This window comes from Pseudomonas sp. ML2-2023-6 (assembly GCF_037055265.1).
Taxonomy (GTDB): Bacteria; Pseudomonadota; Gammaproteobacteria; order Pseudomonadales; family Pseudomonadaceae; genus Aquipseudomonas; species Aquipseudomonas kulmbachensis.
Genome location: NZ_CP146347.1, coordinates 1,733,614 through 1,745,306, shown reverse-complemented (window position 1 = coordinate 1,745,306; position 11,693 = coordinate 1,733,614). Strand labels below are relative to the sequence as shown.

The window sequence follows — 11,693 nt, the reverse complement described above, 5'->3', positions numbered from 1 at the left end:
CTGCGGCAGCGGCTACAGGGTTTCGCAACACAGTTGAGAATAATTACCGTTCGTCGTCCGAGTTTTTACATTTCTTAAGATATATCTTAAGTTGTATCTAACTTAAAAAGAGGACGAAGAGAAATGAGCGAACATCATCCCCATCATCGCGAACATGGCACGGGCCAGGACGGTTTTGAGAAGCGTACCGGTCGCGAACGTGGCGGCCGCGGCCCCCGAGTATTTGCCCCTGGTGATTTGAAATTATTGCTGCTGGCACTGATCGCCGAGCAGCCTTGCCACGGCTACGACCTGATCCGCCAGATCGAAGGTTTATTCGACGGCGCCTACAGCCCGAGCCCCGGCGTGATTTACCCCACCCTGACCTTTCTTGAAGAAAGCGAAATGATTCAAGGCGACGCGCAAGGCGGGAAAAAACGCTATTGCGTGACCGACCTTGGCCGCCAGTCCCTGGCCGACCAAGCTATTGCCCTGGACGGCGTGCGCATGCGCATCGATGTCAGCAAACGCTCCTTGCGCGGCCATGATCGCCCCGCAGAAATCCACGAGGCGGTGCACAACCTGCGCCATGCCCTGCAAATGCACCACGGTCGCTGGAGCCCCGAAGAGATCCTGCGGGTGCGCGATCTGCTCAACAACACCGCCAAAGCCATCGTCGATGGCCCTGTTACTGCCCAGCCTACGCAGGAGAACGCTGAATGAATGCCGCAAACCCACAGACCATTCACCGGGTCATGCATGAAATCAAACGTCGCAAACTTGAAGTGCTGCGAGTCGTCGACCTGACCCCGCGCATGCGCCGCATTACCCTAGGCGGGCCTGAGTTGGCAGGTTTTATCAGCTTGGGCAGCGATGACCACGTAAAACTGTTTTTCCCGCAAAACGCTGAAGAACAGACAGCCCTGGAAAATCTGCAATTGAGCGCAGGTCAAAAAGGCAACGCCATGCCGCCGATGCGCGACTACACCCCGCGTCGTTATGACTTGAACAGCTTTGAGCTGGATATCGACTTTGTACTGCACGGGGACGGCCCAGCCGCTACCTGGGCCGCTCAGGCCGCACCCGGTCAACTCCTGCATATCGGCGGGCCACGCGGTTCGATGGTGGTGCCGGACATCTTCGACAGTTACCTGCTGATCGGTGACGAAACCGCATTGCCAGCCATCGCCCGACGCCTGGAAGAACTGCCAGCCAATCGCCGTGCTTTAGTGGTGGTCGAGGTGGAGAACGCCCTTGAGGAACAACCACTGAACGGCGCTGCATCGGTTGAGGTGATCTGGGTACATCGCGACGCCCCTGAGCAGGACCTGCTCAACACGGTTGAGGGCCTGAGCATCCCGACTGGCGAGTTGTACGCTTGGGTCGCCACGGAAAGCGGCCTGTCGCGCAAAGTGCGCAGAGTCCTACTGGACACCCACGGTTTGAACGAAGAGTTCGTCAAAGCTGTTGGCTACTGGCGGTTGGATGGTAGTACAGAAGAGTAATTGCTCTCGACATCTTGTAGCCGCAGCCTCGTTCCTTCGGCAGCGGCTACGCGCGTGTTCCAGACCGACGATCCACCGCCATCACTACCAGCGCCACCGCAACAAACCCCGCCAAGATCCCGCTGGCATTGATAAACGTCTGCGCATAGCCAATCTTTTCGACATCTACAAACGGATATGGGTACACACCCAGCAGGTGCCCTCGCAGCAGGATGTAGGCGAAATACATCAGCGGATACACAACCCAAAGCCCGATATGACAGGCCCGCAATGAACCCTTGGGCACACAAAACCACCAGTACAACGCAAACAGCAGCGGCATCACATCGTGCAGTATTTCGTTCGCCAGCCACTGCAAACCTTCAGGCTGCCAGAGCTGGCGCAGCAGTAAGCTATACGCCGCACCCACCACAATAATGCTGACGGCAATACCGCTACCGACCCACGGCTGCAAGAAAAACGTTCTGCCCCTGGAGACCCTGGTGTCTGCCGCATAAGTCAGTACGGTGGCCGCCAGGGTGTTAGTCAGGATGGTAAAAAAGCTGAAGTAACTCACCAGCCCGCCCACCACACTTGCGCCGCTCGCCCAGCGAGCGAACAGCACCAGTTCAAGCTGAATCGCCAAACCGCTCCAGCCCAAGATCGCCATCGCGACGCAAAGCCTGTGCTTTGTCACTGCACTCATACGCAGATCAAAGCTCGCGTTTGGTGCGAGCGTATTTCACATACAGTTTTTCAACTTTTTCCCGCGCCCACGGCGTTTTACGCAGGAACGTCAGGCTCGACTTGATGCTCGGGTCGCTCTTGAAGCAGCGAATATCAATACGCTCGGCCAGACCTTCCCACTCGTAATGCGCCACCAGCGCAGTGAGGATCTGTTCCAGCGTCACGCCGTGCAATGGGTTGTTGTTGGGTTCAGTCATGCCGGGCCTTTAAAGCAAAAGAGAGAAAGCCGCGCACCTTAGCCGAGCACCTGCTCAGGGGGAAGTGCATTCGGTACGGAGCAAGTCTAGCCCTGACTCGAGGCACGAATGAAAGTTCCGCTAGGAGAGCATGAAAGTAATGTTATATTGTAACCATAGCTTTCGATTCAAAGAGCGCTCAGCGCCGCTTTCTTCTCCACCCTTGCCAAGGAACTTGCAATGTCCTCCCCTGCCTTCCCGCGTCACCTGCGACGTCTTCGTCTAACACCACTCACCACTGCACTGCTCCTCGCCTCCCCGGCCTACGCCCTTGAACTGCAACCGCAAGTGATTACCGGCAACCCACTGGGCAACAGCCAACTGGCCTCGCCAACCACCGTGCTGGAAGGCGACGACCTTACCCTGCTGCAGCAAGGCAGCTTGGGCGAAACCCTCAACAAGCAGCCGGGCGTGTCTTCTTCCTACTTCGGCCCAGGCGCCAGCCGACCGATCATTCGCGGACTGGATGGCGACCGTATCCGCATCCTGCGCAACGGTGTCGGAGCACTGGATGCCTCGTCGCTGTCATATGATCACGCCGTACCGCTGGACCCGGTCAACGTTGAACGCATCGAAATAGTGCGCGGCCCGGCAGCCCTGCTGTACGGCGGCAATGCCATTGGTGGCGTGGTCAACACCTTCGACAACCGCATCCCCACCGCCGCTATCGACGGCATTCACGGCGCGGGCGAACTGCGCTACGGCGGCGCTGACACAACCCGCAGCAGTGCCGGCAAACTGGAAGCCGGTGATGGCACCTTCGCCCTGCATCTGGATGCCAACGCCCGCGAGTTCAATGACCTGAAAATCCCTGGCTATGCCCGCAGCCGTCATGCCCCTGAAAGCGACGATGGCGACGAAAAGAAAGGCCGTTTGGGCAACAGTAATGGCCGTCAGGACGGGGGTGCCGTGGGCGGCTCCTACACTTGGGAGGATGGTTACGCAGGTCTGTCCTACAGCACTTACGACGCCAACTACGGATCACCGGCCGAGCAGGACGTACGCATCCGCATGAAGCAGGATCACTACGCCTTCGCCTCGGAAATCCGCAATCTGCAAGGCCCCTTCAGCTCACTGAAAATGGACGCCGGTTACACCGATTACGAACACCGTGAAATCGAGGGCGGCGAAGTCGGTACTACCTTCAAAAACAAAGGCTACGAAGCCCGCGTTGAAGCGCGCCATATACCCATTGGCCCGCTCGAAGGCATCGTCGGAGCACAGGTCAATCGCAATGAGTTTTCGGCCCTGGGCGAAGAGGCTTTCGTGCCGCAGACCGACACCAACAGCGGCGCGCTGTTTATTCTCGAAGAACTGCAAGCCACCGACCGACTCAAGCTCAGCCTCGGCGGGCGCCTGGAACACACCGTGGTCGACCCCGATGCCAAGGGCAACGAGCGCTTTGCGGCGGCCGACAGTTCCAAAAGCTTCACCTCGGGCAGCCTGTCTTCAGGCGCCGTGTTCACCCTCACCCCGATCTGGTCGCTGGCCGCTACCTTGGGCTACACCGAACGCGCACCAACGTTCTACGAGCTGTACGCCAATGGCGCCCACGTCGCCACCGGCACCTATGAAGTGGGCAACGCCAATCTGGCGAAAGAAAAAGCCGTCTCCAGCGATCTGGCACTGCGCTTTGACAATGGCACCCACAAAGGCAGTGTCGGCGTGTTCTACAGCCACTTCTCCAATTACATCGGCTTGCTGGGCACAGGTCGCACCCTGAATGACGAAGGTGAACCTGACGCAGATGGCATTCCCGAATACACCTATTCCGGGGTACGGGCACGCTTCACTGGCTTTGAAGCCAAGGATCACTGGAAGTTGGGTGAAAGCGCTTACGGTAAGTTCGCCCTTGAGCTGTCGGGGGACTACACCCGCGCCACCAACCTCGATACCGGCGAAGCATTGCCACGTATTGCCCCCTTGCGCCTGAGCAGTGGCCTGCTGTGGGAGCTGGACCGCTGGCAGGCAAGGGTCGATGTCGAACACGCCAGCAATCAGGGCCGCGTGCCGGCCAATGAATCCGGCACCGACGGCTACACCACCCTGGGCGCCAGCGCCGGTTATCACTTTGATGTCGGTAGCAGCCAATGGCTGGCATTCGTCAAAGGCGACAATTTGACCAACCAGACTGTGCGTTATGCCAGTTCTATTTTGCGTGACATAGCACCCGCGCCAGGACGCGGTATCGAAGTCGGCCTACGCACCACATTTTAAGCTGCACATCAGTAAATACGCGGCCTCCAATCAAGGGAGGCCGCGACAAAAACGCCCTGGGGCGAACGGTCGCAGCACACTGTTACCGAATCCGAAATGATGCATGTCACTTAAAGTGCTGTTTCTAAACGATTCATCCCTTTATCATTTCATCACCAAGGGCTAAAACGATTCACCCGGCCCTTGAATCTCTATGTGTGAGTCCTGCCTCCAAAGACAGCGCTACCCACAGCCACAGCCATACCTATAAAGACTCACTATTTCGACCTATGTCCACATTCCTGAACTTGCGCAAGCACAGCGCGCTATTGCCTATGGCCGGGCAAAAAGCCCTGACTCTGATCGGCGGCATTACCGCTTTTGGCCTGGCCACCTGCGTACAGGCAGCTCCTGCCTTCGACAGCGACTCCAAGTGGATGCTCGGTGATTGGGGCGGCACCCGTAGTGAACTGGAAAAAAAGGGTTACTCCTTTTCCCTCGACTACGTAGGCGAAGTAGGTTCGAACCTGCACGGCGGCTACGACCATGACCGTACAGCGCGCTATAGCGACCAGTTCGGTTTGGGCACGCACCTGGACTTGCAGAAGATCCTGGGCTGGGATGACGCCGAGTTTCAACTGACGATTACCCAGCGCAGCGGCAACAACATCAGTAATGACCGCATCAACGACCCACGCGTCGGCGGCTTCACCTCGGCCCAGGAAGTCTGGGGGCGCGGTCAAACCACGCGCCTGACCCAGATGTGGTACCAGCAGAAGTTCCTCGATCAGAAGCTCGACATCAAGGTCGGTCGTTTCGGCCAGGGCGAAGACTTCAACAGCTTCCCGTGTGACTTCCAGAACCTGGCATTCTGCGGCTCGCAGGTCGGCAACTGGGCCGGCAGCATTTGGTACAACTGGCCTGTCAGCCAATGGGCCCTGCGGGTCAAATATCATCTGACGCCCGAGTTGTACGCACAGGTCGGCGCCTATGAGCAGAACCCGTCGAACCTGGATCGCGGCAACGGTTTCAAACTCAGCGGTAGCGGCACCCAAGGCGCGGTGCTGCCGATTGAACTGGTGTGGACGCCAAAAATTAATGGCCTGCCAGGGGAATATCGTGCGGGGTACTACTACAGTAATGCCAAGGCAACAGATGTTTACAAAGATGCCAACGGCCAGCCCGCGGCCTTGACCGGCGAGGCGTATCGCAGCAGTTCGAGCAAACATGGGATGTGGCTGGGCGTGCAACAACAGCTCACTACCCGCGCCAGCGATCAGTCGAGGGGCTTGAGTGTGTTCGCCAATGCCACTATGCACGACAAGAAGACCAACGCCGTGGACAACTATGTTCAGGCGGGCGTCGTCTACAAAGGCGTGTTCGATGCCCGTCCCAAGGACGATATCGGCTTTGCCATGGCGCGGGTTCATGTCAACCCGGCTTATCGCAAGAACGCCCAGGCCAGCAACCAGGCCCGCACCCTCTACGACTTCGACAACCCTGACTACCTGCCACCCCAGGACACGGAATACAGCGCCGAACTGTACTACGGCGTGCACGTGACCAATTGGCTGACCGTTCGACCGAACTTGCAATACATCCGCCACCCCGGTGGCGTCAGCCAACTGGATGACGCGTTGATTGGCGGTCTGAAAATTCAAAGTTCGTTCTGACCAACGGGCTGCAACAGCAACCTTTAAGGTTGCGACCAAACACTTATTTAACTGATCCACTCCCGCGATGGTTCGTCCCTCAAGACCCACCCCCGCGGGAATACCTCAAACGCAACGGAGAACCACACTATGAGCACTGAAGGTGCTTTCAGTCGAAGCCGCCTGCTACCGAGCCTTCTCGGTATCCTGCTGCTGCTAATGGGCCTGGCCATGTTGGCCGGGGGTATCAAACTGGTCACGCTTGGCGGGTCGTGGTACTACCTGCTGGCCGGTATCGGTTTTGGCTTGTCGGGTGCACTGCTGATTGCAGGGCGCCGTGCGGCACTGGCTCTGTACGCTCTGGTGCTGTTCGCCAGCACCGTATGGGCACTGATGGAAGTGGGTCTGGACTGGTGGCAATTGGTGCCACGTCTGGCCGTATGGTTCGCTATCGGTATCGTTCTGCTGCTGCCATGGTTCCGTCGTCCGGTTCTGCGCGGTCAGTCGGCACCTATGGCTACCGGCGCGCTGAGCATTGCCGTGGTATTGGCCGGCCTAGCTGCTCTGGCCAGCCAGTTCACCAGCCCTGGAGAAATCAAGGGGCAACTGGACCGTGATGCCGTACCTGGCATGACCAATGCCGCACCGGCCATGCCGGATGGCGACTGGCAGTCCTACGGTCGTACCGCCTTTGGTGACCGCTACTCACCGCTCAAGGAAATCACTCCGCAAAATGCCCACAAGCTGGTTCCAGCCTGGACATTCCGCACCGGTGACATTCCTGGCGAAGGCGATCCCGGCGAAACAACGGCCGAGAACACCCCGCTGAAAGTCAACGGCATGCTGTACGTGTGTACTCCACACAGCCAGGTGATTGCTCTTGACACCGACACCGGCAAGGAAATCTGGCGCTACGACCCGAAGATCAGCACTCAGAACGCTGCCAACTTCAAAGGCTGGGCGCACATGACCTGCCGTGGTGTGACTTACCACGACGAAAACGCCTACGCCAAAGTCAGCACCGAACAAAGCGCTGCCGAGCCTGCTGCTGCCACATCCAGCAACTCGTGCCCGCGTCGCCTGTTCCTGCCGACTGCTGACACCCGTCTGATCGCCCTGAACGCCGACACCGGTAAAGTGTGTGAAGAGTTTGGTGACAATGGCGCAGTTGACCTGCGTCACAACATCGGCACCTTCGCACCAGGTGGCTACTACTCCACCTCGCCACCTGCCGTGACCAAAGATCTGGTGGTGATTGGCGGCCACGTGACCGACAACATCTCCACTGACGAGCCATCGGGCGTGATCCGTGCGTACGACGTACGTACCGGCAAGCTGGTTTGGAACTGGGATAGCGGCAACCCGGAAAAAACCACACCGATTGCTGAAGGCGAAACCTACACCCGTAACTCGCCAAACATGTGGTCGATGTTCGCCGTCGACGAAAACCTCGGCATGCTGTACCTGCCGATGGGCAACCAAACGCCTGACCAATATGGTGGCGACCGTACCGAAGACTCCGAGCGTTATGCCGCTGGCATCACTGCCCTGGACATCAACACCGGTAAAGTCCGCTGGTATCGTCCGCTGACTCACCATGACCTGTGGGACATGGACGTAGGTGGTCAACCAACACTGATGGACCTGAAAACCGCTGATGGCGTGAAACCGGCTCTGCTGGCTTCCACCAAGCAAGGCAGCATCTACGTGATGGACCGTCGCACCGGCGAAGCCATCGTGCCGATCAACGAGATCCCGGCTCCTGGCGGCGCAGTAGAAGGCGACCACACGGCGCCGACCCAGCCTCGTTCGGACCTGAACATGATCCCGCCGGTTCTGACCGAACGTGACATGTGGGGCGTGACCCCGTTTGACCAGATGCTGTGCCGGATTCACTTCAAATCCCTGCGTTACGATGGCATGTACACCCCGCCTTCGCTGCAAGGTTCGATCGTGTATCCAGGCAACTTCGGCGTATTTGACTGGGGCGGCATCTCGGTTGACCCGGTTCGCCAGATCGCATTCCTGAACCCGAGCTACATGGCTTTCACCTCCAAAATGGTTCCCCAGGCGGACGTAGCTGCCATGGGCCCACGCAAAGGCGAAACCTCCGGCGTTCAACCGAACAAAGGCGCACCTTACGGTGTGATTCTGGAGCCTCTGCTGTCACCACTGGGCCTGCCGTGCCAAGCACCGGCGTGGGGTTATGTTGCAGCAGTCGACCTGACCAACAACCAGGTGATCTGGAAGCACAAAAACGGCACCGTGCGTGACAGCTCGCCGGTTCCGATTCCATTGTCGATGGGCGTTCCAAGCCTGGGCGGGACCTTCACCACCGCAGGTGGCGTTGCCTTCCTCAGCGGTACCCTTGACCAGTACCTGCGTGCTTACGATGTAAACAACGGCAAAGTACTGTGGGAAGGTCGTCTGCCAGCTGGCGGCCAGACCACCCCAATGACCTACACCGGCAAGGACGGCACCCAATATGTGCTGGTCATGGCGGGTGGTCATGGCGGTTTGGGCACCAAAAAAGGTGACTATGTAATGGCGTTTAAACTGGCTGAGTAAGTTTTACAGCGAGTTATGAAAAAGGCGGCTATCGAGAGATAGTTGCCTTTTTTGTGGGTGTTGTCACGATTAAACAAGCTCACCAAAACGAGCATCATTCAATGGGCGCATAAAATGCATTACTAGAACGGCCATAAAAACAGCACCCCCAAGAAAAACCTCACTTAGCGCCTCTACTTATAGTAGTGCTGCACAATATAACCAGCAAATTCTTACAAAAAAAACTCTACCCTCCCACATACACATCGAACACTGAAAGCTAAGAATACGCCCTTGGAAAAGCCTTCGAACTCTTCAAGGAGCAAAACAAAGATGGCCGACAGCAAGGATCAAAAAAACAAATTCAGCAACTACAAAAAAATGATATCCACGGCAGATACCCACTGGAAAAATGCCGATCTAAATAAAATATCCAACCTTAACGTCATAATCGAGGGCACCAACCATTTCAGAGATCAGCACAACCGAACATTTCATCATTTCTGTACTACTTCTTACCTTGGACTCGATTACCATCCTGCACTGCTGAATGGTGCTATTGAAGCGCTAAAAAACACCGGATCATTACGCATCCCAAACTCTAAAAATCGCTGCAAACTTAATATCCTTGAACTCTACGAACAAGAACTATCAACTCTTTTTTCCGCTCACTGCCTCACAACACTTTCATGCAGCGCAGCAAGTGCAAGCATCCTCCCCTTGCTGGCCTCCGGGACGTTCACCCACAACTCAGCTCCTCTTATGTGTTTTGACAAAAACGCTCACTACTCAATGAATCATTTAAAAGCTGCTTGCGCCGATGAAACCGAGGTTATAACTTGCCCGCATAACGACATGAATTACCTAGAGGACCTGTGCAAAAAACACCAACGTGTCGCCTATATTGCCGATGGTGTATACAGCATGGGAGGCGTCGCAAACATTGAGGCCATTCAGTATTTGAAAGACCGATACAACATGTTTATTTACATAGATGACTCACACTCACTATCTGCAACAGGCAAGCAGGGCACCGGACACATCAGATCAAACCTTAAAGAGCTGGACAACAACTCAATAATTGTTGCATCTCTCGCAAAATCGTTTGGTGCTAGTGGAGGCGTCGTCATGTTCGGAAACTCCGAACACAAACAAAAAACGTTGCGCTACGGTGGTCCCAGCAACTGGTCACAAAGTCTTAACAGTGCAGCCATTGGTGCTGGTCGAGCGTCTATTTTGCTACATTACACTGATGAGTTAGACCAACTACAACATAAATTAAGAGCGAACACTGCACTCTTCGACAGCCTAGTAAAAACAAAGCAGCAGGGAAATTTTACAGCCATTCGACTTATCCATTGCGGACAGCCTGAAACAGCAACTCATGCAGTCTCCTACCTTGCTAATAATGGTTTTTTTACGGCCTCTGTATTTTTTCCAGTCGTGGCCAAAGACCAAGCTGCAATAAGAGTAACTCTACGCGCGGACATGACCCAAGAGCTGATAAAAAATTTTTGTCATCTCGTCCATAGGTACTGGCAGGACAATAACTTACCAACACTCACTTAACGACCTCCCTCTGCCCACTCACACTGTACAAATATTGCCCCCTCCCCCTTTCAAGAGTGATATGGATGCTGTGCTTACAGACGTCATTGTTAATCAGCTTATCTTCCCTGACCGTCTTCCTGGCGCAACTGGGCATGATGATGTACTTGCCAGCGCTGCCGTCTATAGCCCTCTCACTGAACACTACGCAAAACCTGGCTTCTTTATCACTGCCGACTTATCTGGTGGGCATGGCTATGCCTATGTTGCTATGGGGTAAATGGGGAGCTGCATGGGGGATAAAACCGGTCTTGATAGCGTCGTTATTAATATTCAGTTTGACTAACGCGCTGCTGGCCGCTTGTGTACAGATTGAGACCTTTCTCTCCCTTCGATTTTTGCAGGGACTTGCTGCAAGCGGCATGTCAGTTATGGCCAGATCGCTTGTGGCACAACACTTTAAGGGTAATCAAGTCGCCAAAGCACTTTCGTGGCTATCCATCGCGTTTGTTATCTCATTAGGGGTTGGGCAATACGCGGGGGCAATTTTAATGAGCACTTTTGGCTGGCCCGCTACCTTCTGGTGCTTGGCCATTGGTGCCACCCTTCAGGCCGGATGTGTTTATCGCTGGCTTTCAGGTGCTCGCCAGGCAAGTAGCACACCCGTTTGCTGGAGGCATTACCTGACAATATTTCGTCATGCGCCGTTCCTGCGCCCTACGCTGATTGGTGGACTGGGTTACGGAATCATTATTGGCTTCAACACGGCCGCCCCTTCGGTTTTCCAGACAACTTATGAGTGGTCGGTCAGTGAGTATGGCGCATTGGGATGGGCAATGAGTCTGGCTTATGTGTTGGGATCGCTTATCGTCAATCGCTACGTTTTGATCCGTGGGCAATCGCAACTGAGCGCCATCGCCACAAGTATCATGGTAGCTGGCAGTGTCGTGATGGTGCTTGGTGTCATTGCTAATACCACATTTGCCGCGCTGCTATGGGTGCCTTACTGTTTAATTGTGCTCGGCCAAGCCATCAGTTACCCCATCAGTTTGTCCACCGCCAGTGCTCACTCTCCAGTCAAGGGGCCTTATTCAATGGCGTTGTGCGGATTAATTCATCAACTGGTAGCTGCTTTCGTTGGAGTTACCGTCAGCCTGCTCAGTGTTCAAAATCCACTTTATCTGGCCACTCTCTGCCTACTAATGACGGTTTTGGTGCGCGTGTTGAACATCACCCAACCAAACTCATGAGCGCAATGCTGTTCAGTTAAGTCGGCGGTGCATCTGTGGACCTTCGCGAGCAGG

At 55.7% G+C, this 11,693-nt stretch carries 9 protein-coding genes; 7 read left to right on the top strand and 2 right to left on the bottom strand.

Annotation, left to right across the window (positions count from 1 at the left end; translation table 11 throughout):
- The first annotated feature begins 123 nt into the window (after window positions 1-123).
- Window positions 124-702 (top strand): PadR family transcriptional regulator, encoded by a 579-nt coding sequence (locus V6L79_RS08085; RefSeq protein WP_261741102.1) that lies wholly within the window; start codon window positions 124-126, stop codon window positions 700-702.
- Window positions 699-1,484: a siderophore-interacting protein gene (locus V6L79_RS08080; protein WP_338580061.1), complete on the top strand. Its 786-nt coding sequence runs from the start codon at window positions 699-701 to the stop codon at window positions 1,482-1,484. Before V6L79_RS08085 ends, V6L79_RS08080 begins: the two co-directional genes overlap by 4 nt.
- A 46-nt stretch (window positions 1,485-1,530) precedes the next feature.
- Here the strand turns inward: V6L79_RS08080 and V6L79_RS08075 are convergent, their stop codons facing one another.
- On the bottom strand, window positions 1,531-2,169 hold the full coding sequence (locus V6L79_RS08075) for a Pr6Pr family membrane protein (protein WP_261741100.1): 639 nt from the start codon (window positions 2,167-2,169) through the stop codon (window positions 1,531-1,533).
- Between the two features lie 7 nt (window positions 2,170-2,176).
- Window positions 2,177-2,407: a VF530 family DNA-binding protein gene (locus V6L79_RS08070; RefSeq protein WP_003443274.1), complete on the bottom strand. Its 231-nt coding sequence runs from the start codon at window positions 2,405-2,407 to the stop codon at window positions 2,177-2,179.
- Window positions 2,408-2,626: 219 nt separating this feature from the next.
- Between V6L79_RS08070 and V6L79_RS08065 the strand changes: the two genes are divergently transcribed.
- The 5 genes from V6L79_RS08065 (at window position 2,627) to V6L79_RS08045 (ending at window position 11,639) form a co-directional block, all read left to right on the top strand.
- The gene (locus V6L79_RS08065) at window positions 2,627-4,663 is read left to right on the top strand and encodes a TonB-dependent receptor (RefSeq protein WP_338580060.1); all 2,037 of its coding nucleotides are present in this window, start codon (window positions 2,627-2,629) and stop codon (window positions 4,661-4,663) included.
- A 269-nt stretch (window positions 4,664-4,932) separates the two neighbouring features.
- Complete coding sequence (locus V6L79_RS08060) at window positions 4,933-6,315, top strand: carbohydrate porin (protein WP_261742378.1); 1,383 nt, start codon at window positions 4,933-4,935, stop codon at window positions 6,313-6,315.
- 129 nt (window positions 6,316-6,444) lie between these two features.
- On the top strand, window positions 6,445-8,862 hold the full coding sequence (locus tag V6L79_RS08055) for a glucose/quinate/shikimate family membrane-bound PQQ-dependent dehydrogenase (protein ID WP_338580059.1): 2,418 nt from the start codon (window positions 6,445-6,447) through the stop codon (window positions 8,860-8,862).
- 312 nt (window positions 8,863-9,174) lie between these two features.
- Entirely contained in the window at window positions 9,175-10,410 is a 1,236-nt protein-coding gene (locus V6L79_RS08050) for an aminotransferase class I/II-fold pyridoxal phosphate-dependent enzyme (RefSeq protein WP_321835885.1), read from the top strand.
- Between the two features lie 65 nt (window positions 10,411-10,475).
- Window positions 10,476-11,639: an MFS transporter gene (locus tag V6L79_RS08045; protein WP_261741096.1), complete on the top strand. Its 1,164-nt coding sequence runs from the start codon at window positions 10,476-10,478 to the stop codon at window positions 11,637-11,639.
- Window positions 11,640-11,693 lie beyond the last annotated feature (54 nt).